This window comes from Lacinutrix himadriensis (genome assembly GCF_001418105.1).
Lineage (GTDB): Bacteria > Bacteroidota > Bacteroidia > Flavobacteriales > Flavobacteriaceae > Oceanihabitans > Oceanihabitans himadriense.
In genome coordinates this window covers 823,054-847,140 of the sequence record NZ_LIQI01000022.1, presented here as the reverse complement: position 1 = coordinate 847,140, position 24,087 = coordinate 823,054, and the positions used below count along the sequence as shown (strand labels likewise).

21 protein-coding genes are annotated in these 24,087 nt (G+C 34.0%); 11 read left to right on the top strand and 10 right to left on the bottom strand.

From position 1 onward, the window contains the following. The first annotated feature begins 88 nt into the window (after window positions 1-88). From AMD28_RS11380 to pbpC, 3 genes are all read left to right on the top strand, one after another. Window positions 89-5,659: an alpha-2-macroglobulin family protein gene (locus AMD28_RS11380; protein WP_055444226.1), complete on the top strand. Its 5,571-nt coding sequence runs from the start codon at window positions 89-91 to the stop codon at window positions 5,657-5,659. Window positions 5,660-5,925: 266 nt separating this feature from the next. Then, window positions 5,926-6,240, top strand: coding sequence for an antibiotic biosynthesis monooxygenase family protein (locus AMD28_RS11375; protein WP_055444225.1), 315 nt, complete (start codon window positions 5,926-5,928; stop codon window positions 6,238-6,240). A 64-nt stretch (window positions 6,241-6,304) separates the two neighbouring features. Continuing rightward, on the top strand, window positions 6,305-8,656 hold the full coding sequence (pbpC, locus tag AMD28_RS11370; protein ID WP_055444224.1) for a penicillin-binding protein 1C: 2,352 nt from the start codon (window positions 6,305-6,307) through the stop codon (window positions 8,654-8,656). A gap of 97 nt (window positions 8,657-8,753) precedes the next feature. Here pbpC and AMD28_RS11365 read toward each other — a convergent pair whose 3' ends face one another. From AMD28_RS11365 to AMD28_RS11350, 4 genes are read right to left on the bottom strand one after another with little or no spacing between them, the layout of a single operon-like run. Further along, window positions 8,754-9,287 (bottom strand): YciI family protein, encoded by a 534-nt coding sequence (locus AMD28_RS11365; protein ID WP_055444223.1) that lies wholly within the window; start codon window positions 9,285-9,287, stop codon window positions 8,754-8,756. A gap of 12 nt (window positions 9,288-9,299) precedes the next feature. Continuing rightward, a complete protein-coding gene (locus AMD28_RS11360) occupies window positions 9,300-9,785 on the bottom strand; it encodes a CYTH domain-containing protein (RefSeq protein ID WP_055444222.1) in 486 nt (161 codons plus the stop codon). Then, a complete protein-coding gene (locus tag AMD28_RS11355; RefSeq protein WP_161804635.1) occupies window positions 9,772-10,422 on the bottom strand; it encodes a lysoplasmalogenase in 651 nt (216 codons plus the stop codon). The genes AMD28_RS11360 and AMD28_RS11355 overlap by 14 nt, the downstream gene beginning before the upstream one ends. Before the next feature lie 24 nt (window positions 10,423-10,446). Continuing rightward, the gene (locus AMD28_RS11350) at window positions 10,447-11,058 is read right to left on the bottom strand and encodes a DUF2238 domain-containing protein (protein WP_055444220.1); all 612 of its coding nucleotides are present in this window, start codon (window positions 11,056-11,058) and stop codon (window positions 10,447-10,449) included. A gap of 44 nt (window positions 11,059-11,102) precedes the next feature. On the opposite strand from AMD28_RS11350, the gene dinB reads away from it, so the two are divergent. The 7 genes from dinB (at window position 11,103) to AMD28_RS11315 (ending at window position 18,099) form a co-directional block, all read left to right on the top strand. Beyond that, window positions 11,103-12,206, top strand: coding sequence for a DNA polymerase IV (gene dinB / locus AMD28_RS11345; protein WP_055444219.1), 1,104 nt, complete (start codon window positions 11,103-11,105; stop codon window positions 12,204-12,206). A gap of 69 nt (window positions 12,207-12,275) precedes the next feature. Continuing rightward, the gene (locus tag AMD28_RS11340) at window positions 12,276-13,970 is read left to right on the top strand and encodes a hypothetical protein (protein ID WP_055444218.1); all 1,695 of its coding nucleotides are present in this window, start codon (window positions 12,276-12,278) and stop codon (window positions 13,968-13,970) included. A gap of 76 nt (window positions 13,971-14,046) precedes the next feature. Then, window positions 14,047-14,541: a hypothetical protein gene (locus AMD28_RS11335; RefSeq protein WP_152975588.1), complete on the top strand. Its 495-nt coding sequence runs from the start codon at window positions 14,047-14,049 to the stop codon at window positions 14,539-14,541. 81 nt (window positions 14,542-14,622) lie between these two features. After that, on the top strand, window positions 14,623-15,186 hold the full coding sequence (locus AMD28_RS11330) for a TetR/AcrR family transcriptional regulator (protein ID WP_055444216.1): 564 nt from the start codon (window positions 14,623-14,625) through the stop codon (window positions 15,184-15,186). Window positions 15,187-15,247: 61 nt separating this feature from the next. After that, entirely contained in the window at window positions 15,248-15,994 is a 747-nt protein-coding gene (locus AMD28_RS11325; protein WP_055444215.1) for an SDR family NAD(P)-dependent oxidoreductase, read from the top strand. Between the two features lie 97 nt (window positions 15,995-16,091). Beyond that, the gene (locus tag AMD28_RS11320; RefSeq protein WP_083478287.1) at window positions 16,092-17,066 is read left to right on the top strand and encodes an alpha/beta fold hydrolase; all 975 of its coding nucleotides are present in this window, start codon (window positions 16,092-16,094) and stop codon (window positions 17,064-17,066) included. 37 nt (window positions 17,067-17,103) lie between these two features. After that, a complete protein-coding gene (locus AMD28_RS11315; RefSeq protein ID WP_241492488.1) occupies window positions 17,104-18,099 on the top strand; it encodes an alpha/beta fold hydrolase in 996 nt (331 codons plus the stop codon). A gap of 17 nt (window positions 18,100-18,116) precedes the next feature. Here AMD28_RS11315 and AMD28_RS11310 read toward each other — a convergent pair whose 3' ends face one another. The 6 genes from AMD28_RS11310 to AMD28_RS11285 form a co-directional block, all read right to left on the bottom strand. After that, window positions 18,117-18,509, bottom strand: a complete 393-nt coding sequence (locus AMD28_RS11310; RefSeq protein WP_055444214.1) for a hypothetical protein — start codon at window positions 18,507-18,509, stop codon at window positions 18,117-18,119. Window positions 18,510-18,962: 453 nt separating this feature from the next. Next, a complete protein-coding gene (gene pyk / locus AMD28_RS11305) occupies window positions 18,963-20,405 on the bottom strand; it encodes a pyruvate kinase (protein ID WP_055444213.1) in 1,443 nt (480 codons plus the stop codon). Between the two features lie 43 nt (window positions 20,406-20,448). After that, a complete protein-coding gene (locus tag AMD28_RS11300) occupies window positions 20,449-20,925 on the bottom strand; it encodes an IPExxxVDY family protein (protein WP_241492486.1) in 477 nt (158 codons plus the stop codon). Between the two features lie 118 nt (window positions 20,926-21,043). Next, complete coding sequence (gene rnc / locus AMD28_RS11295; RefSeq protein ID WP_055444211.1) at window positions 21,044-21,790, bottom strand: ribonuclease III; 747 nt, start codon at window positions 21,788-21,790, stop codon at window positions 21,044-21,046. A 7-nt stretch (window positions 21,791-21,797) separates the two neighbouring features. Beyond that, complete coding sequence (gene fabF / locus AMD28_RS11290; RefSeq protein WP_055444210.1) at window positions 21,798-23,048, bottom strand: beta-ketoacyl-ACP synthase II; 1,251 nt, start codon at window positions 23,046-23,048, stop codon at window positions 21,798-21,800. Between the two features lie 12 nt (window positions 23,049-23,060). Beyond that, complete coding sequence (locus tag AMD28_RS11285) at window positions 23,061-23,294, bottom strand: acyl carrier protein (protein WP_013869581.1); 234 nt, start codon at window positions 23,292-23,294, stop codon at window positions 23,061-23,063. Between the two features lie 182 nt (window positions 23,295-23,476). On the opposite strand from AMD28_RS11285, the gene purN reads away from it, so the two are divergent. Continuing rightward, a complete protein-coding gene (gene purN / locus AMD28_RS11280; RefSeq protein ID WP_055444209.1) occupies window positions 23,477-24,046 on the top strand; it encodes a phosphoribosylglycinamide formyltransferase in 570 nt (189 codons plus the stop codon). The last annotated feature ends 41 nt before the right edge of the window (window positions 24,047-24,087 follow it).

Genomic DNA, 24,087 nt, shown 5'->3' with positions numbered 1-24,087 from the left:
ATCTAAAGTGTTTAAGAAAAGAGTATCTATATTAATAGGAATTGTATTACACTTCTTTAACCGTCATTCACTTTAAAAATCCATCACTATGCGCATCAAGAAACTTCTTGCTTTTGCTTTTATCCTGGCTTTAGCATTTTCATGTAAAAAACAGGTAGAAGAAACAGACAATATCTTCAAATTTAAAGACTATATAAGTTACACCTCTTCTGGTCGCATTTCTGTTGCAAATCCTATTGAAATTAATTTAGCAAATGACGTGGAAGGCTGGGAAATAAACCAAGAGATAACCGATAATATTGTTTCTATTAAACCGCATGTAGATGGAAAACTACTAGTAAACAACAAGCATTCTTTGCGTTTTGTTCCAGATGAAATACTAGATGCTGACACAGAATATACCGTAGACGTTAAACTGGATAAGATTTTTAATAACATTCCTACAGATTTTAAAACCTATACTTTTCAGTTTAAAACCATTACACCAAACTTCAATATGGTTACCAATAATTTGCAATCGTATAGTAAAGAATGGCAATATTTAGAAGGTGTTATTCGCGCAGCAGATATTATTACTTTAGAAGAAGCTAAACAATTAGTAGAAGCTTCGCAAAGCGGAAAAAATCTAGCAATCGTTTGGAATAAATCGTATAAAAAAGAAAAACTTTTCGAATTTAAAATAGATAGCATTCATCGTTTGGCGGAAGACAGCCAAATACTTGTAAAATGGAACGGGAAACCTATTAAAGCAGATAATTCTGGAGAAAACACAGTAAACATTCCTGGTAAAAATAACTTTACTATTACTAAAGTCGATGTGGTACAAACTCCGGAACAATACTTATCTATCAATTTTTCAGATCCTTTAAAAAAGCAACAAAATTTTGATGGTTTAGTGACTATTCAGAATGTAAAAAACCCAAAATACATAGTAGATGGCAATGTATTAAAAGCCTACCCAAATACGAAAGTGGTTGGTAATATTCAAGTCGATGTTTTTCAAGGAATAGCAAATACAGATGGATATAAACTGAAGAAACCCTTTTCGGAAACCATCGCTTTTGAAGACGAAAAACCACAAGTTAGATTAATAAGTAATGGTGTAATTCTACCAAATTCCCAAGAATTAAAATTCAATTTTGAAGCGGTTAATTTAAAAGCGGTTGATGTTCGTATCATCAAGATATTTGAAGATAATGTATTGCAGTTTTTACAAGACAACAACCTCAACAACACCAATAGAAATGATGTACGTCGTGTAGGAAGAAGAATTGCAAAGCAAACCATTACGCTACAAGATGCATCTGAAAATACTGGAAAATGGAAAACCTATAGTATCGATTTATCGAAATATATGAAAGCCGATCCTGGAGCGATTTACAGAGTAGAGTTAGAAATGAAAAAGGAATACTCGCTGTACAATTGTGATGGCAATCAAAACATAACAAACTCCGAAGATAACGACGATTATTATGAAGAGGAATACTATGAAGAAGACTATTATTACGAGGACTATAATGAAACAGCAACCGAAGACGAAGACCTTCGTGAAGAAGAATATTGGGACAACCTGACCTACAGTTACCAAAACAATTATTACAACTGGAACGATAGAAAAAACCCTTGTAAAGAAGCTTTTTATAACAACAAAACCGTTGCACAAAATCTATTAGCATCTAATATTGGTGTGATTGCAAAAAAAGGGGCTAACAACAATTATTACTTTGCTGTTACTAATATTTTAGATACCAATCCAGAAGCTGGAGCAACCGTAGCTATCTATAATTTTCAGCAACAAGAAATTGCAAAAACCAAAACAGATGCAGAAGGTTTGGCCACCATTCTTGTCGAAAATCATGCTGCTTTTGCAATCGTTTCCAAAGGAAATAACACGAGTTACATCAAACTAAACGACGGTAATTCTTTATCCTTAAGTAAGTTTGATGTTTCTGGAAATCATTTACAACGCGGACTAAAAGGATACATTTATGGCGAGCGTGGTGTTTGGCGACCAGGAGATACTTTGCATTTGTCTTTTATGTTGAATGACGCTGGAAACAAACTACCAAAAGCGCATCCCGTAAAAATGGAAATTACAGATGCAAACGGAAAACTTGCATATAGAAATGTTACAACAAACAACCTCAACAACCTATACACCTTTACCGTTCCTACTGCTACCGAAGACAAAACAGGAAACTGGAATGCGAAAGTTTCGGTTGGTGGTGCTACTTTTTATAAAGGATTAAAAATAGAAACCGTAAAGCCAAATCGATTAAAAATTAAAGTCGATTTTGAAGACGAAGTACTTTCTGGTGAAAATCCGTTAAACGGAAAATTAGATGTAAAATGGCTACATGGCGCTCCTGCAAAAAATGTTAGAACCGAAATTAAAGCGAAATTCAGCAATGCATATACGAGTTTTAAAAATTATGCCGATTATACATTTAGAGATCCATCACGTTCTTTTTCTACCGAAGAAATTGTTGTTTTTGATGGTAAAGTAAACGAAGAAGGTTTAGCAGATATTACCAATAAATTGAATGTTGGAAGCAATGCACCAGGAATGTTAAACGCACAATTTTTAGTCCGTGCTTTCGAAAACGGAGGGGATTTCTCTATGGATGCTTTCACCAAACAATATGCTCCTTATAAGTCTTTTGTTGGTTTAAAATCGCCAAAAGGAAAAGGTTACGGATCTTTTGTGACTAATGAAAATCAAACTTTTGATATTGTTGTGGTAGACGCACAAGGAAAACCTATAAAGCGTAATGGTTTAGAAGTAAAAGTGTACAAAATAAACTGGCGTTGGTGGTGGAATTCTTCCTATGACAATTTATCCTCATACACCTCAAGTACGTATCATCAGGCGTACAAAGACATGAAGCTAAATACAGATGCTAATGGTAAAACTAGTTTCACTTTAAATATTCCGGAAAACGATAAAGGTCGTTTCCTGATTCGTGTATTCGATCCTAAAAGCGGACATGCAACAGGGAGAACCGCATACTTTTATAAAAACTGGTATACACCTTCAGGAGATAAAGAAGCTGCCAAAATGTTAGCTTTTGCTTCCGATAAAGAAAATTATAATGTTAGCGAAACAGCAACCATTACTTTTCCTTCTGGTAGTGAAGGTCGTGCTTTAGTAAGTATTGAAAATGGCACAGAAGTTTTGGAACATAAATGGGTAAAAACCACCAAAGGAGAAACTACGGTAACTATTCCTATTACTGCAGAAATGGCTCCTAATGTATTTGTAAATATTTCGCTTTTACAACCGCACGCTATTACTGCCAACGATTTACCAATCCGTTTGTACGGTGTAATCCCAATAATGGTCGAAGATCCTAACACCAAACTAGAACCAGAATTAAAAATGGCTAGTGTTTTACGTCCGGAACAAGAATTTGAAGTTTTTGTTTCCGAAAAAAACAACAAAGCAATGACCTACACTATTGCAATGGTAGAAGAAGGCTTGCTAGATTTAACACGATTTAAAACACCAAATGCGTGGAGCGAATTTTACAAAAGAGAAGCTTTAGGTGTAAAAACTTGGGATGTTTTTGATGATGTCATTGGCGCATATTCTGGAAGCGTAGATCAGATATTTGCTATTGGTGGCGATGGCGCTGCTGCAGATGGTAAAAACAAAAAAGCAAATCGTTTTAAACCTGTTGTAACCTTTTTGGGTCCTTTTCAATTAAATCCAGGCGACAACAAAGCACATAAAATAAAAATGCCTAATTATATTGGTTCGGTAAGAACCATGGTAGTTGCAGGAGATATCAATAACGAAGCCTATGGTAGCACAGACAAAACGGTGCAAGTAAAAAAGCCATTAATGGTATTGGCAACGCTTCCGCGGAAACTAAGTCCGGGTGAAAAAGTAACACTTCCGGTTACCGTTTTTGCTATGGAAAAAAACATTAAAAATGTAAACATTAGCTTAAAACTAAGCGATGGAATCGAAGTTGTTGGTAGTAAAACACAGGTATTAACTTTTGCAAAACCAGACGAACAAATGGTTTATTTTGAACTAGATGTTAGTAAAGCAAAAGGTATAAATACGGTGGAAGTTATTGCCAGTGGGAATGGTGAAAAATCTACTTATAAAGTAGAATTAGATGTTGTAAATACCAATCCGATAACTTCTGTAGCTTTAGATAAGGACTTAGAAGCTAATGCTTCCGAAAATCTAGATTTTGAAACCTTTGGTGTTATTGGAACGAATAGTGCAACGGTGGAGTTTTCTACCATGCCTCCAATGGATTTCTCTAGAAGACTGCAATATCTTGTTCAATATCCACATGGATGTGTAGAGCAAACAACATCTGGCGTTTTTCCGCAGTTATACTTACAGGATATTTTCGATTTAACCTTTAAGAAAAAACAAGAAATCCAATCGAATATAGAAAACGGCATCAAACGTTTAGGACACTTTCAAAGACCAAATGGCGGAATGAGTTATTGGATGGGAGAAAATAATGCCAATGATTGGGGAACCAGTTATGCTGGTCACTTTATGATTGAAGCCGAAAAGAAAGGCTTTGTACTTCCGCTTACTTTTAAAAGCAATTGGATTGCCTATCAAAAACAAGCTGCTCGGGATTGGAGACCAAGCTATAAAACCTATAACTCTGATCTTGCGCAAGCGTATAGATTGTATACTTTAGCTTTAGCTGGAAGTGCCGATTTAGCAGCAATGAATAGACTTCGTGAGTTTACCGAAATTTCAAACGAAGCGAAATGGCGTTTAGCTGCTGCTTACGCTTTAGCTGGACAAGGTGAAGCAAGTGCACAAATTTCTAGAACTGCAAATATTGAATTCTTGCCTCCTAGATATAACTATTACACCTATGGTTCTGTCGACAGAAATCGCGCAATGGCATTAGAAACTATGGTAATTACCAAAGATCCACGTGCAAGAGATTTAGCGAAAACAATTGCTAAAGATTTGTCTAAAGATAAATGGATGAGTACACAAACCACAGCATATAGCTTACTTGCAATAGCAAAAATGGTAGAAGCTAATGGCGGAAAAGCAATTAAACTGGAATATACCTTAAACGGAAAAACGGAAGAAATAGACACGAAAAGCGCTATTGCACAACGAGATTTAATTGTTAAAGAAGGAAGTAATTCGCTTTCCTTTAAAAACAACCAAGGCAATCTTGTTTATGTTCGTGTGTTAAATTCTGGAAAACTGCCTTTAGGAAACGAAAAAACAGAACAACGAGGTTTAAGTGTTTCAGTAGTATATAAAGATTTACAAGGAAACACAATCGACATTTCTAAGTTACAACAAGGTCAGGATTTTGTAGCAACCGTTAAAGTGAGTAATCTTAAAAACGAAAAGGTGAATGATGTGGCGCTAACACAAATTTTTCCTTCCGGTTGGGAAATTGTAAATACGCGCTTTACCGACTTTGGAAGCAGTACTACTAGCCAAGCTAGGTTTACAGATATTCGTGATGACCGCGTTAATTTCTATTTCGATTTAAATAAAAAAGGAAAATACGATACCAATACCTTTAATGTCATGCTAAATGCTGCATATCTTGGAACTTATTATTTACCAGGAGTGCAAGCAGAAGCAATGTATGACAATGAGTTTTTAGTTAGAAATAAAGGTCGTTGGATTGAAGTTGTGAAGTAACCTATTCCTGCGCAGGCAGGAATCTCGTAATTAAATTGCCTTTGTTGGTGGAAAACACCAACAAAGGCTAATAGAACTAGATTATAAAAATAGTAACACGCAAAACTCCTTCCCTTTTTTCAAGGGAAGGTGGATTTGATTTCAAAAAAGAAATCAAAGACGGAAGGGGGAAAAGAACAAAAACTATCTAAATAAGTAAAAGAAAACATAATTGCCTTTGTTGGTGTTTTCCACCAACAAAGAAAAAAATTAAAAAATTGTCATTTATGAATAATGAATCGAAACCCTATTACGCCGTAATTTTCACTTCTACTCAAAATAAAAACATAGAAGGTTATGGGGAAATGGCTGAAAAAATGGAAATACTTGCCAAACAGCAAAAGGGTTTTATTGGTATAGAATCTGCTAGAGAAAATGTTGGTATTACTGTCAGTTATTGGGAAACTCTAGAGGCTATTAAAAACTGGAAACAACAAAGCGAGCATCTACAAGCACAACTAAAAGGTAGACAAGATTGGTACAGTTGGTACCATGTGCGGATTTGTAAAGTAGAACGTGAGTATGCGTTTCTAGCCAATTAAGTGATGTGCAATAAAAGACGGAAGGGTAAAAAATAAAAGATTCCCACTTTCGTGGGAAGTAAACATGAACAAAATAATAACCTACATAAAAAAGCATAAAATAAAAACAGTAATTCTTGCTGTACTTTTTCTTGCTTATTATTTCTGTTTACCGAAGCAGCTTTTTAGAGACCCGACAGCAACAGTAATAACGAGTGCGAATAACGAATTGCTTGGCGCACAAATAGCCAAAGATGGACAATGGCGATTTCCGCAGAATGATTCGGTGCCCGAAAAATTTAAAACCTGTATTATTCAGTTTGAAGACGAATATTTTTACAAGCATCCTGGTTTTAATCCGATTTCTATTTTCAAGGCATTAAAACAAAACCTACAATCTGGAGAAGTAAAACGAGGAGGAAGTACGATTACGCAACAAGTAATTCGTCTTTCTAGAAAAGGACAATCCAGAACATATTTTGAAAAAATGAAAGAAATGATTCTTGCCACGCGATTAGAATTCCGCGAAAGCAAAGATCAAATACTAGCCTTTTATAGTAGTTATGCTCCTTTTGGAGGAAACGTAGTTGGTATTGACGCTGCTTCTTGGCGTTATTTTAATAGAAATGCAAACCAATTATCTTGGGCAGAAAGTGCCACTTTAGCGGTTTTACCAAATGCACCAAGTTTGATTTATCCGGGAAAAAATCAAGAGCGACTGCTTGTAAAACGAAACCGTTTACTTAAAAAACTATTGGAGAAAAAGATTATAGATTCACTAACTTATAGCTTATCTATTGCTGAAGGTTTACCACAAAAACCATATCCTTTACCACAAACCGCTCCACATTTATTGCAAAAAGTAGCGAAAACAAATTATGGTAAACGTACACAAACTACTATTAATTCTAGACTGCAAAAACAAACCAATGCGATTGTAAAAAACCATTATAATTTGTTGAAGCAGAATGAAATTTACAACATGTCTGTTTTGGTTTTAGATGTCAAAACGCGTAAAGTTTTAGCTTATGTCGGTAATGCACCAACAGACAGAGCACATCAAAAAGATGTAGATATTATAGACAAACCTAGAAGTACAGGAAGTATTTTAAAGCCGTTTTTATATGCTGCAATGCTAGATTCTGGAGACTTGTTACCAAACACTTTAATTGCAGATGTGCCCACACAATACGGAAGCTATTCTCCTGTGAATTTTAATAAAGAATACGATGGCGCAGTTCCTGCTAGTCGTGCATTGTCGCGCTCTTTAAACGTTCCTGCGGTTCGTATGCTTCAGGAGTTTGGTTTAGATCGATTTCATCATTATTTAAAAGAATTAAAACTGAAAGATTTAAAATACAACGCCAATCATTACGGACTTACCTTGGTGCTTGGTGGTGCAGAAAGTAATCTTTGGGATTTATGTAAAAGCTATGCATCGTTGTCTTCCACCATAAACCATTACAGTGAAAATTCTAGCCAATATTTTAGCAATGAATTTTGTGAACCTACTTTTTTAGCTTCGGAAGCAATAGATTTCGGAAAGAAAACGTCGGGTAAAACCTTATTTGATGCCGCTTCTATTTACTTAACCTATGAAAGTTTAAAGGAAGTCAACAGACCAGAAAGTGATGAGAGTTGGGAGTTTTTTGATGGCTCGAAACAAATTGCTTGGAAAACAGGAACCAGTTTTGGCTTTCGGGATGCTTGGGCTATTGGAACGACCAAAGATTATGTAGTTGGTGTTTGGGTAGGAAATGCAGATGGCGAAGGAAGACCAGGTTTGGTTGGTGTACAAACTGCTGCTCCTATTTTATTTGATGTCTTTGACGCCTTACCAAATAGCGATTGGTTTGCAAAACCTTTTGATGAAATGCAAGAGGTTTCCATTTGCGAAAAAAGTGGTTACAGAGCAACAGAAAACTGTGAGAAAACCGAAAACAAATTCATACAGCTTAGCGGCTTAAAAACGAAACCTTGTCCGTATCACAAATTAGTACATTTAGATACCAACGAACAATATCAAGTAAATTCTTCGTGTGAGGATATTAGTAATATTAATAACAAGTCATGGTTTGTGCTTCCGCCGTTAATGGAATTCTACTATAAAACCAAGAATCCGTTTTATAAACCATTACCACGTTTTAGAAGCGATTGTTTGGGTGAAAATAGTATTTCTATGCAGTTTATTTATCCGAAAGAAAACACCACTGTTTTTCTACCTAAAGATTTTGATGGCAACACGAATGAACTCGTTTTAAAAATTGCACATTCTAAACCAGAAACTACTTTGTTTTGGTATGTCGACGCTGTTTTTGTTGGTACCACAAAAGACATTCATGATATGGCTATTTTACCTAAAGTAGGAAAACATGTCATTACCGTTGTAGATACTTTTGGTAATGAAACCAAGCGAATGATTACTATTTCTAAATAATTAAGTTAAGAATATAACAGGTAAACAAATGTCACCTCGAGTATAGTCGAGAGGTCTCATCTTCTATCGACAAAACAGAATCGTCTTTAATAAATAACTAACGTAAAGATTGTCCTTTTTTACACCACCAAGGATGCATTTCAATTTTTAATCGACCTGCTTGCACCATAGGATCTAGATTAGCCAAGCTATCTGCCATTTTTTTAGTCGGTACGTTATATACTGCAATACCACGAATATCGCCATCGTCTCCAAAAGGCCCTATTAAATCGGCAAAGCCTTCGTCGTACATTCTACTTAAATGCTCTAAATGCTCTTCTTGTAATCCTTTATCTACTTCTTCATTCTGACTTCTTATTGGTCCTTTCTTTAAGAATGCCATGAAGTACTTTTGCATGATTACAGTGTCTTGTGTTTTTTCATCTATGTAATCAAAAGTCTCAAATCCTTTCGCTTTCAATTCCGCTTTAAGCGAAGCAGCAGATTGTTTTATTTCTAAAACCTCCTCTATTACTTCTTCAACAACCTCTGTATTTGGAACCGTTGAAATCTCGTCAAGAACCGTTTTATCTTCTTTCTTACAAGCGACAACCGTTGCTAAAGCAAAAATTAAAATTATAAATTGTTTCATAGGTCTTCAGTTTTATTTTTTCCAAGTAGTAAATGGTTTGCTACTTAGTTGTGAATTGTAATATTTTATATTTCCTGTAACTTCTTTACCAAGCCAATCTGGTTTCGTGAAAGCTTCCTCTTCTGCTTGTAATTCTACTTCTGCTACAATTAAACCTTCGTTTTCACCGAAAAATTCATCTACTTCAAAAATATGATTTTCTACTTTAATTTCATATCGTATTTTATCAATAATTCCTTTTTTACAAAGTTTTAAAAGATCTTCTGCTTCGGTTTTAGAAATTTCTTTTTCCCATTCAAAACGCGATAATCCGTTTTTAGAAGACGCTCCTTTTATGGTTAAAAAACCTTGCTCTCCTTTTAGTCTTACTCTAACGGTTCGTTTTTTATTGGTACTTAAAAAGCCTTGAACAATTTTCGTGTTTTTAAAAGCTTCCGTTTTAAACGCTGTAGATTTTACTAAAAATTTACGTTCTATTTCTAAATTAGATTGCTGCACTTGTTTTCTTATTAATATAAATTGTGGAAAGCGAAATTAAGGTAATTGCTGTCCAATACGTACTAGAAACTAAAAATTGTGCGATGGTAAAATCGCCAATAAACTTTCGATAAGATAAAACGGAGTCGGAAACCAAAAACAAAGATGCACCAATAGCGATTAGCAGAAATCCGTATTCTTTTTTCCAAACATATACATTTATTGCTTGCCAAGCCATCAGTACAATACAAGTCACATAAAGAATTACAGGGATTAGTAAGTCGCCTAAATGGTCTTTTAAATTAAAAAAGATAAGCCCCGCAACGAGCACTAATGGCATTAAGGTTTTTAAATTCCAAGAAAATCCGCGAATGCTTGCAAATGCATATATAAAAAGCACATGCCCAATTAAAAACGATGCTAAGCCAAAAACAAAATACGCATCAAACATTAAAAAGACATCTCCAATTAGGCAAAACACCAAACCAATTAATATGATGTTTTTATATGGCTTTAATCCGTTTTTAGCATACAAAACAGGTAATAAGATAACTAGAATGGTAGACAACGGTTTAAAAATATAATGCATGATGTTACTATCGATATAAGACGAAACGATCGTGCAGATTACAGAAATTACTATTAATATTAGAAGCATGCTTTTTTTCATAATTCGTATTTTCTATTCATTAGTTGCACTTATTTTAACTAGTTGTTTATCATGAGTTCGACTTAAAAAAACTAGAGCACAAATTGCACCAATAACTGCATATAACATATCTGATTGTGTATCCCAAATGTATCCTTGAGTCCCTAAAAAAGAATCGCCACCTTCTCCCGTTCCTATAGAAACGCCCCATTCTATAAGCTCATAAGTCGCGCTAATTGCAAGTGCAATACAAACTACAATAAAATGTAGCCAATTATGCATTAACACTACTTTTTTACGAATCAATAGCTCCCTTGCTATCATAGCAGGAACAAAGCCTTGCGCAAAGTGACCTACCTTGTCATAATTATTTCTGCTCTGATTAAAGGTTTCTTGAATCCAATCAAATAAAGGCACTTCGGCATACGTATAATGGCCTCCAATAATTAAAATTGCACAGTGTATAAAAATGAGAATATAAACAAGATTCGTAAATCTAAATTGCCGAAATGTAACTACCAGTACAAGAATTCCAATGAGCACAGGTAATACTTCTAAAAACCATGTAAAATACTCGAAAGGCTGTATAGCAGACCAAATAAGTAACAAAATGGTTAAAGTAAGTAAGATGTATATAAGTTTCATTGCAAGAATTGTTAATGCAACCAAAGATATTATAAATTTGTGTGATGTTAGAAGGCTTACCAATACGAAAAATTATTCATGTAGATATGGATGCATTTTATGCTTCCGTAGAGCAGATGGATAATCCCGAACTACGCGGAAAAGCAGTTGCTGTAGGTGGCGGCGGAACTCGTGGTGTAGTAAGTGCTGCAAGTTATGAAGCTAGAAAATTTGGCGTACGAAGTGCTATTAGTGGCGCACAAGCAAGACGAAATTGTCCGCATCTTATATTTGTAAAACCCCGTTTTGATAGATATAGCGAAATCTCGAAACAAGTAAAAAAGATCTTTTTTGATTATACCGATTTGGTAGAACCGCTTTCTTTAGATGAAGCCTATTTAGATGTTACGGAAAACAAAAAAGGGAATCCGAGTGCATCTTTACTTGCAAAAGAAATTAGAGATCGCATTTTTAATGAAGTTGGTTTAACGGCTTCGGCAGGAATTAGCATTAATAAATTTATTGCTAAAGTTGCTAGTGATTACAATAAACCTAACGGACAAAAAACCGTAAATCCGGAAGAGGTTTTAGAATTTTTAGAGGTTTTAGATATCCGGAAATTTTATGGTGTTGGTAAAGTTACTGCGGAAAAAATGTATCAAAAAGGCATCTTTACAGGAAAAGATTTAAAGTCGAAAACACTAGAATTTCTAGATGAAAACTTCGGGAAATCTGGACGCTACTACTATTATATTGTCCGAGGAATACACAACAGTGAAGTAAAACCAAATAGAACCAGAAAATCACTTGCTGCAGAACGCACTTTTAATGAAAACCTTTCTTCCGAAATTTTTATGCTAGAAAAACTAGAGCATATTGCCGAAGAAGTTTCCAGACGATTAAGTAAAAGTAAGGTTGCAGGAAAAACGGTAACCCTAAAAATTAAATACAGTGATTTCACCTTACAAACTAGAAGTAAAACCCTGCCCTATTTTATAAGTGATGCTAGTATCATTTTAGAAACTGCAAAAGATTTATTGTATCAAGAAAAAATGAGCAATTCGGTGCGATTGCTTGGTATTTCTCTGTCTAATTTAAATACCGAAAAATCTAAAAAGCTTGTGGTAAAAGACAAAGAAGTTAGTGTACAGTTACAGTTTGGTTTTTAAGCATTTGTCTTTCCAACAAAAATATCGAACTTCGTTTACATCATACATTCGTTAGTTACGTTTAAAAATATGCTTTATATCCAATTCGAAATTCAAAATGCTTCCAAATTTGAAGATTTCAAAAATCTGTATAATCACATGGTGCAAGTACGGCAACCTGGTTTTAAGTTTGATGAGGAAGGTCCTGAATTTGACTGGGATACTATGTCTGAGGAGGAAGTAGATGCAGCCTTAAAAGAACTAAATACTTTTTTAGATGCACAAGTAGAACCAGAAAAATATAGATACAAAGCGCTCATTCCTAGTTACGCAAAGGAATTTTTAGAAAACTACATCAAAAATGAGAATGAAAAATCGGGTTATTTTGGGGAATCCGATGCACTTCCCATCTTTAATTATTTAGAATTCGGTTTCGAAGTAGATATGGATCATCTGAAAAAGATAAACGAGCATTCTGGCATTGTCGAGTTTTCTACTGGAAATTATCCCTTTGGCGGTTTAGAGCGTTTTATAATGACCTTGGCTGCTTATGAATTAAAACCCGTTGCTTGTTTTGATGGCTTCAACCCTTGTAAAATTCATTGGACATCTGCCTTTGCATATGAATCCATTGTCTCTACTAAAAAGAATCCATTTTCTAGAATTACAGAATGGATTAGCAATAGTCTCTTTAAAAAATCTCTTTTTTTAGTGCTGTTTTTAATATGTAATATTCTTTCCGCACAAATAGATACATCGGCATGTGTAGTAAATAATAAAATTATTAAAACGAACACTAAAGATGTACTCGTTTTAGAAAAACCAGAATTTCCAACACCAGAAGATGCGCTTCTCTTTTTTTTATCGGAAGACAAAATACTTAACCCAAGTAACTACAAAGGTGATGTAATTCATCTAGAAAAAATATATACAGAGCATACTAAAACAGGAAAAGTAGTTTATGCGGATACCATAATTACAAAGGATCCAAAAAGCTTTAAACACTTTAAAGAATTAAGCGAAGCACCAATTTTAGACCAGTTAGATATAGATAATGTCATTAAAATCGATAAGCATACTTTTCAATTACAAAGTACAGATTCCCTTTATCATCTAAATGTAATATACACGCTTAAAAATAATAAAATTATTGCGCTAACCGAAGACACATCCGTTTATGTAAACGATGTAAAATATGCGTACAACAAACAAGGCCAATTAATAAAAAAGAGCTATTTCAATGAATATGGAAGTGGCGTTATGGATGAAGCGATATACAATAGTAACGGACAAATTATAAGTCAGTCCCGTTTTGATAATACAGATGGTTTAGCGGTTACCATAAAAACATACACCTACAATACGAACCATTTGTTGACGCACTTAGAAATGACAAATACTTTATATTTTGTTCCTTTTGAAAATGAAGGAGAAAATATAGAAATAAACAAAGTCGATTATTTAAAATACAAACGACCAGAGACCTATGTGAATACACACAGCATAAGTTTTGAGTATAATGAACGCTGTCAACTCGTTAAAGTTTTAGAAGAAAGAAAAGGGTTTACCGAAGAAAACGGTATTGAAAATCAATCGAAGCGTCTTTATGAATTAAGTTATAAACCTAACCAATTGAATATTGCTGCTAGTTTACCAGAAAAAAGAAGCTACGCATATACTTTTGATGTCTTAGAAAATCCGAAAGAAATAAACTCATTTGTTGTGGACGCAGATACTACTTGGTTACGTAAAAAAACAAGCTTTAATATTTTATATAATAAATAAGATTTATATTTTACTCTTTTTAAATACCACAGCATAAAAGGTTTATGTGATTAAAAATCTAAAAAAATTAATTAAATTGAAAAAACAAGCACTCATTCTTCTAGTATTTATAATAAGTACAAACGCCTTATTTTCTCAAGTAACTATATTGTCTAAACAAAAACAAGCGCGAAGTTCCTTTTATGAACTTGTGGATTATATGGGAAGTGATAACGCGGCAGTATTACAGAACGATATACTTCTTGACCCTAAAAGCTCAGCCCTTTTTTTACGTTTTGAAGTTAAATTAAAGGAGGTAGCGTCTGAAGGTGTACGCTATAACAATGTCCTTTTTAAAGGAGATATACCTTTTAATGTTGTAAACAGCGTGTATATTGAAGGTGAAAAAGTTGTGTTAGATGTGAACTCCGAAGGATACGTCAACCAAGTGAAAGTTCCTGGAGAATATTGGACAGAAGCTATTAAACGATATAGCGACTTTACAATTACTGTTTATAATTCCCAAAAACGAGAAGAAATTGCAAAAGTACTTCAGTTTTTTGTAGATAATCCTTATATATCTAAAGACTAAATAACGCGGTACGATTCTTAGGAATTTAAAAACAATAGACAGACTTGTCTGTTTTTAAATTAATTTATATATATTTGCCCTGTGAAACACTCTGAAGTAAAAAATAGAATCATTGAAACGGCTTCCTTCTTATTTTATAAGAACGGCTATAATTCTACAGGAATAAATGAAATTATTTCGGAAGCTGGTATCGCTAAAGCCACGCTTTATAATCATTTTAAGGCGAAGAAAGATATTTGTTTGGCCTATCTTCAGTTTAAAAACACAAGCTTTTTAAAAGATGTGGAAACCTACACTACTTCGAAACCAAAAGGAAAAGATCAAATACTTGCCATTTTTGATTTTTTACAACTCTTTTTCATGGAGAAAGATTTTAATGGCTGTTGGTGTATTAAAACCGTTTCTGAAATTCCGAAGGATAATGTGATTATTAGAAATGAAATTCAGTCACAAAAAAATAGTTTTATTCAGCTTATAGCAAAACTGGTTACTAATAATTTAGGAGACATTAAAGAAGAAGAAGTCTCTTCTCTGTCTAGACAAATTTATCTAATCTATGAAAGTGCAGTTGGAGAAAGTCATTTACACCAAGCATATTGGCCTATCCAAGAATCCAAAAATCTTTGTGCTAAAATAATAAACTAAAAAAATTTACACAACAATAGACAGACCTGTCTGTCTAAATTAATATTTAAATAAAAATAAAATGAAAGAATTTGAAAACAAAGTAGCCTTAGTAATTGGAGGAACAAGTGGAATTGGAAATGCAACAACAAATGCATTATTAGAAAGTGGAGCAACGGTACATATTGTAGGTAGAAACACCGATAAAGTTGCAGATGCACCAAACTTAATTAAACATACCGTAGATATTTCTAAAACCGAACAAGTGGAAACGTTGTTAACTACAATTACCGCTTTAGATAACTTAGACTATTTAGTAAATGCTTCCGGAATTTTTGGCCCAAAGCCATTTTTAGATCACACTATGGAAGATTACAACTCTTACTTAGATTTAAATAGAGGTTTCTTTTTTATCACACAAAGTGCTGCTAAAAAAATGAAAGCAACTAAAGGAGGTTCTATAGTAAACGTAGGTTCTATGTGGGCAAAACAAGCCGTAAAAGCGACACCATCTACGGCATACTCCATGCAAAAAGCAGGTTTACATACCTTAACAAAGCATTTGGCTATGGAATTAGCAGAAGATAATATTCGTGTAAACGCAGTTTCACCAGCATTAGTAAATACTCCTGTTTATCATGGTGTTTTTGGAGGAAAAGAAGCCGCGGATAAGGCATTAGTCGGTTTTAACGGATTTCATCCAATAGGACGTTTCGGAGAAGCATCTGACGTGTCTAACAGTATTCTATTTTTACTATCTGAAAAAGCATCTTGGGTTACTGGAGCTATTTGGGATACCGATGGTGGTGTAATGGCAGGACGTAATTAATTAAAAAACATACATAAGCCATAGCTGTATTAGGATACGGTCTATGGCTTTTTTAACCTTCCGAATAATTACCAATTCCTATTTAAAATAAAACAACATGAAAAATTTAATTTATACTTTAATCCTTCTATTCCTTTTTGTTAGTTGTAAAAACGATACTTCTTCAAAAAATAGTACGGCAACAACAAACCTTAGTACTTCCATAAAAAAGGAAACTATTGCTTACAAAACTATAGATATAAACGGCGTACAGATAGCTTACAGAGAAAGTGGAAATCCTAAAAACCCAACGATTGTATTACTACATGGTTTTCCTGCTTCTTCCCATCAATATAGAAAAGTTTTAAGTCAGCTAGCAGACGAATTTCACCTTATCGCACCGGATTATCCTGGATTTGGAAATAGTGATTTTCCAAACGCAGATACGTATACATATACCTTTGATAACCTAGCAGTAACTATAGATGCTTTTCTTGAAAAAAAGGAAATCCATTCGTATGCATTAATGATTCAAGACTATGGCGCACCAATTGGTTTTAGAATTGCAACCGCACATCCAGAAAGAGTTACCGCTATTATTAATCAGAATGGAAATGCCTATGAAGAAGGTTTAGGTGCTGCTTGGGAAGGCATTCGAGCACTTTGGGAAGACCGTAACGCACAAACAGAAAATGCTTTATTACCTGCCTTTTCTTTGGAAGGTTTAAAATGGCAATATACCCACGGCGTTAGAAATGTAGAAACTGTAAATCCGGATAATTGGCATTTAGATTATTTAAGACTGAACAGACCAAATGCACATCAAGTAAATCTGGACTTGTTTTATGATTATCAAAATAATGTAAAACTATATCCTAAATGGCAACAATACTTAAGAGACCATCAACCTCCATTACTAATTGTTTGGGGTAAAAACGATGCTTTTTTTCCAGAAAGTGGTGCGGTAGCTTTTAAGAAAGATGTAAAAACCATAGATTATAATATATATGATACAGGTCATTTTGCTTTAGAAGAAGATGGCGATGCTATTATTCAAAAAATGAGAAGTTTTATGCGCAAGCTTAACAAATAAAAGCGTCTAAACTACCATATAAAATTCCCCATTGGAAATGAATACTACTACCATGAAACAATTATTTCTATTTACACTTTTAGGTATTGCATTATTAGGATGCAATCCCTCTAAAGAAGAAGGTCTTAAAGACGATAAAAACCAATACTTTTTACCACCTGCAACCACCTATAATTATACAAAAATAGATAGTGTACAATTATTTTACAGAGAATCTGGTAGTAGAGAAAATCCGACCATTGTTTTATTACATGGCTATCCATCTTCTTCCCATACGTATAGAAATTTGATTCCTATGTTGTCTACGCATTATCATGTGATTGCTCCAGATAATCTTGGCTCTGGTTATAGCGATCATTTAGATCCGAGTACCACAAAATACACCTTTGATTTATTGGCTAACTATACCCAGCAACTAATAAATAAACTGGAAATTAAAAACTATGTGATGTACATGCAAGATTTTGGAGCTCCTATAGGATATAGAATGATGGCAAAGGACCCAAACCGGATAGATGCGTTAGTTGTTCAGAATGCAAATGCCTATTTGGATGGTTTAACTCCAAAAAGGCAAGATTTTTTTAGAACTGCGCAAACGGATACCTCCCAAACAAAACGAGATTTTTTATATACACTTACTGGCGAGGATGCTGTAATTAACAAGCAGTATTTATTTGATTTGGATGCCACTAATAGAAATAGTCAAAGTCCGGATGCTTGGACCCATGATTTGGCATTTTTAAACACGAAAAAAGACAGAGAAATTCAGGTACAGCTTTTTCAAGACTATAATACTAATTTAATTCGATATCCGAAATGGCAAAAAATGCTCCGAGAAAACCAACCTAAAACGCTTATTGTTTGGGGTAAAAAGGATTTAAAATTTAATGCCAATGGAGCAAAAGCATATTTAAAAGATGTGCCAAAAGCAGAACTTCACTTATTGGATGCAGGACATTTTGCTGCAGAAGAAAAGACTAGAGAGGTTGCTAAATTAATAGTAGACTTCTTGAAGCATAACGGTATAAAATAAGAATAGGCAATACGAAACTATTCTATATCACTCTTTGCTTCTGTAACATCTTTAAATGTTGGAGGGTTCTCGGTAATACTAGCGGCTCCTTTTTTATTAATTTTAAAAATCACATCCTTGGTTGTGGTAAATAAAATAATAGAGACAAAAGGCTTTGGTAAATATTGTTTTAAAAACTCAAAAGCTTCTTCTAATGTAAGTTCTTGTTCTTCATCTTCTACTTCTCTAGGTCTGTAGCGTAATTTCACTAAGACTTTAAAATCGTCTTCGGAATAGATTGGTCTTACAAAAATGTTTTTCAATTCGAGTTTACCAATGGTTTTTGCCATGGTTAATTTAGCAAAGCGACCTTCTTGAACACTTTCTTTTACTTGTTCCCAGAAAAGAACTAAAACATCTTGGTATGGCATAAAACTATGGATTACAGATAAACAATTTGAGTCTACAAAAGTACCATTTATAATTCAATTATTACCTTGTTTGTTGTGTGTGGATAATGAAGAAATAAAAAACCAGCTACATTACGGTAACTGGTTTTTTATTATTCTTCTATTCTTGATTTCGCGTTAGCGATTGCAACGGCATCCTTTTGCTTTTTTCGCAAAAGATATAGTGGAAAGCGCGGTACTACGAAGCTTTTTAAGCGAAGTAGTAAACGCTATAAAAATTAACTGTATTACTTATTGTCCTTTCGAGTGTAACGAATCACATAAAAGATTCCTCCATTACAGTCGGAATGACATAATACTTCCATTTTTAATCAAACTCTAATATAAGTTGCGTTGTCATTTCGAGTCTATCGAGAAATCTATAATCCATGCGATAAGAGATTCCTGTGTTGCAGTCGGAATGACAAAAGGAATTTAGAAACTACAACTTGTAATTTCGGTTACACGCAAGGTGTTTACCATTCCTTTTTCTTGTATTGGCATCGCTGCTAAACTGACTAGCATGTCTCCTGTTTCCAGATATCCTTTTTTACAAGCAATGGCATTTACATCTTCTATGGTTTCGTCTGTGCTTACAAATTTGTCGTAAAAGAACGCTTTTACTCCCCAAAGTAAATTTAGTTGGGTTAAAATACGTTTGTTAGAGGTAAATACTAAAATGTGTGCTGATGGACGCCAAGCTGAAATTTGGAATGCAGTATACCCACTATTGGTAAGTGTGGAAATACCTTTTGCATTAATTTCGTTTGCCATATTTGCCGCGTGATAACATATCGATTTTGTGATATATCTTTTTGTACGAATATGTGGTGGCATTTGTGGTACCTGAATAAGTGGAGAATCTTCTACACTTTTAATAATGTTAGACATTTGTGTGATTACTTGCACTGGGTATTGCCCAACAGAAGTTTCACCAGAAAGCATTACTGCATCTGCACCATCCATTACCGAGTTTGCAACATCATTCACTTCTGCTCTTGTTGGTGTAAGACTAGAGATCATGGTTTCCATCATTTGCGTTGCAATGATTACTGGAATTCTAGCTTTTTTAGCACGTAGTACTAATTGTTTTTGAATAAGTGGTACTTGTTCTGCAGGTACTTCTACTCCTAAATCTCCACGAGCAACCATCAATCCGTCACAATAGGCAACAATTTTATCTATGTTTTCTACTGCTTCTGGTTTTTCAATTTTTGCTATAATTGGAATTTTATGCTCGCTATGCTTTTTGATTAGCTCTTCTAATTGCATTAAATCTTCTGCATGACGTACAAAAGATAAAGCCATCCAATCTACTTTTTGCTCGATAGCAAAAATAGCGTCTTCAATATCTTTTTCGGTTAAAGCAGGTTGTGAGATATTGGTGTTTGGCAGATTTACTCCTTTTTTAGATTTAAGTGGTCCACCTTGTATTACTCTTGCTTTAACCTCTGATTTTTTATCTGTAGAAACGACTTCAAAAATAAGTTTACCATCATCTAAAAGAATACGTTCTCCTGGTTTTGCGTCTTGAGGAAAACGGTCATAGGTCATGTAAACGCGCTCTTTTGTACCTTCAAAACGTTCTCCTGTTGCAAAGATGATTTCGTCTCCTTCTTTTACAATAACGTCTCCTTTCATTACTCCTACACGAAGTTTTGGTCCTTGTAAATCCCCTAAAATAGCGGCATTATAACCAAATTCTTCATTAAGTTCCCGTATCATTTGGATGCGTTCTTTTACGTCTGCATAATCTGCATGCGAAAAATTAATTCTAAACACATCTACTCCTTCTTCTAGCATTCTTTTTAAAACCTTTTTGGTGCTTGTTGCTGGTCCTAAAGTTGCTACTATCTTGGTTTTTTTTCTTTTTATCATATTCGTTTTCCTTGAGTCCCGATAGATATCGAGATATAATATTTTAATTAAATATTAATTGGTCTGTAGTTTTTAATTTGTTTGCATCAATACCAAAAGCAGTTACTACTCGAGGTATTTCTAAAATTTTATTTAAGGCTTGCTTTTCTAAATGCTGATTAGGATCATCACTTATTTTTAATATAAAATTCACCTTTTTATATTCGGGAACTAAATAGTTTGTTTTTGTGAATTTCTCTTCATTTACAAATAGCGAAGTAACATCTACAGTATCATTAACTTCTATTTTGCTAATGTTAGATATCAGATTCCAAACGGTTAGTTGTTTTTCGTCTTCCCATTCAAAAATAGAGTAGCAAGAAGTATCTTTATATTCTATATCTACGGATTTTCTTTTAAGGTTTAGTCCTAGATATTTGTTTAGTAAATAGGCTAGTCTGTAGTCTTCAATAGAGCAATGTATGCCAATTAAAGCATAGTCTATGTCTTCTATAAAATCTTCAAGAATTAGTTTTCGCAAAATGTTAATTCCTTTTAATTATTGTAAATATAGTATTTAAAACGAAGAATTGTGTTAAGCTAAAGGTAATATTAACAGTAGTTTTTAACGAAATCGTTATAGTTGGTGGATAACAATTTTAAACAGTAGCTCCTCTAGGAATTTGTTTTTGTAAAGCAAAAAATGCTCTTTTGGATGCTTTTTCTTCTGCTTTCTTTTTGGAAGTTGCTCGCGCTTTAGAAATCACTTTTTTATCTATAGATAGTTTCACTGAAAAATGTCTTATATCATCATTCCCTGTGTCCTCATAGACGTCATAATTAAAGTTTTTCTTCTCTTTTTGACACCATTCAATAAGTAAACTTTTATAGCTTATTACTTTACCTTCTAGCGTTTCTATATCTACATGAGGTGTAATTACTCGTTTGTAAATAAATTTCTCGCAGTACTTATAGCCTCGGTCTAGAAAAATAGCACCTACTAAAGCTTCAAATAAATTGCCATGAATATTATCACCAAATTGACCTTTGGGTATTTTACTTTCTACTAGTTTTATTAGTTTAAGATCTCTTCCTAGTTCGTTTAAATGCTCTCTACTTACAATTTTAGAACGCATTTTGGTAAGATAACCTTCATCACCACTTGGAACTTCTATATATAAATGATGTGCCACTACAGCACTCAGCATAGCGTCTCCTAAAAATTCTAATCGTTCATAATTAATAGCATGTCCTTTGCCATTTCTTATGTTCATAGAACGATGGGTAAAAGCAGTTTGGTAAAATTTTATTTGCTTAGGCTTAAAGCTTAAGATTTTTGCGATAGACGTAATAAAATCCCCGTTGTCTTTAGAACGAGAATTAAATATGTTACGAATGTAGCTCATTCAAAAATTAATCTAACTTCTTAAATAATACACAAGCATTATGGCCACCAAAGCCAAAGGTGTTGCTCATGGCTACTTTAACATCTCTTTTTTGAGGAGTGTTAAGTGTTAAATTTAATTCAGGGTCTATACGGTCATCCACTGTAGTATGGTTTATTGTTGGCGGCACGATACCATGTTCCATTGCAAGAATACATGCAATAGATTCAATAGCTCCTGCTGCACCTAACAAATGGCCAGTCATAGATTTTGTAGAATTAATGTTTATGTTTTTCGCATGCGCACCAAATACTTGAGAAATAGCTTTAAGTTCTGCAACATCTCCTAGAGGTGTTGAGGTACCATGTGTATTAATATGGTCTACTTCTTCTGGTTTAAGTCCGGCATTTTCTAAACAATTTTTCATAACAGCAATAACACCAATTCCTTCTGGATGTGGCGCTGTCATGTGATATGCATCTGAAGACATTCCGCCTCCTAATACTTCTGCATATATTTTTGCTCCTCTTGCTTTTGCGTGCTCATATTCTTCTAAAACAATAGCTCCTGCTCCTTCCCCTAAAACAAAACCATCTCTGGTAGCGTCAAAAGGTCTAGATGCTGTTTCTGGATCTTCATTTCTAGTAGATAAAGCATGCATTGCATTAAATCCACCCATTCCAGCAATAGTTACTGCTGCTTCACTTCCTCCTGTAACTATAACATCACAATGTCCTAAACGAATATAGTTTAAGGCATCTATCATAGCGTTAGCAGAAGAGGCACAAGCCGAAACCGTTGTGTAATTAGGTCCCATAAATCCATGTTTAATAGATATGTTTCCCGGTGCAATATCTGCAATCATTTTTGGAATAAAGAACGGATTGAATCTAGGTGTACCATCTCCTTCTGCAAAGTTTAAAACTTCGTTTTGAAAGGTTTCTAGACCACCAATTCCTGCTCCCCAAATAACACCAACACGTAATTTGTTGATGGTATCTAAGTTTAGCTTAGCATCTATGATAGCTTCATCTGAAGCTACCATAGCGTACTGAGCGAACCTGTCCATTTTACGCGCTTCTTTTCTATCAAAAAAATCGGTCGCGTTAAAGTTTTTTATTTCACAAGCGAACTTGGTTTTGAACTTTTCTGTATCAAAATATGTTATTGGCGCAGCACCACTTTTACCACTTAATAAGGCTTCCCAATATTCATCTTTGGTATTACCGATTGGTGTTAATGCTCCTAGACCTGTAACTACAACTCGCTTTAGTTCCATAAAAATTTGTTCTTATTTAGCTGCTTCAATATAAGAAACTGCTTGACCAACTGTTGCAATATTTTCAGCTTGATCGTCTGGTATTTGGATATCGAATTCTTTTTCGAACTCCATTATTAATTCTACAGTATCTAATGAATCTGCTCCTAAGTCGTTTGTAAAGCTAGCTTCAGTAACAACTTCGTTTTCATCAACTCCCAGTTTGTCTACGATAATCGCTTTTACTCTTGATGCAATGTCTGACATAATCTTTTTAATTTTAAGTTTTAATTAGATGGCAAAAATAAAAAACTTTATTTTAAAACACACCTTTAGTTTAAAAATGTGTCCTAATTTAATAAATAAAGCTGAATATTTCTTTTTTACCCGCTAATTGTTAATAATTATTCTTTTTTTTGTTTGAACAATTTTAACATTATTATCTGTAAATGAAACGTATTGTAATTTTTGCTTCCGGAAGTGGAACTAATGCTGAAAATTTAATTAAGTTTTTTCACAACAGAGAAAATGCTTCTGTTATTCAGGTTCTAACTAACAATCCTCATGCCAAAGTTTTAGATCGATGTAAAAAACTGAATGTTAGCGCATTATCATTCAACAAAATAGCATTCACTAAAACCAACGATGTACTCGATTTACTTAAAAACAGCCAACCCGACCTTATTGTGTTAGCTGGTTTTTTATGGAAGTTCCCTGAAAACATACTCGCGCATTTTCCTAATAAAGTGATAAATGTACATCCTGCTTTACTACCAAAATATGGTGGAAAAGGCATGTATGGAATGCATGTTCACGAAGCTGTTGTTAACAATAAAGAAAAAGAAACAGGAATCACTATTCATTACGTAAATGAACATTATGATGAAGGAGCCATCATTTTTCAAACAAAATGTAAGGTAAATATTACAGATTCTGCCGAAGATGTCGCTAAAAAGATTCATTTATTGGAAATGGAGCATTTTCCTGAAGTAGTAAATAAGGTATTATGTTCAGAATAGAAGTTAAACTATAAATAATCCGATTTTCGCTAAAGTATATA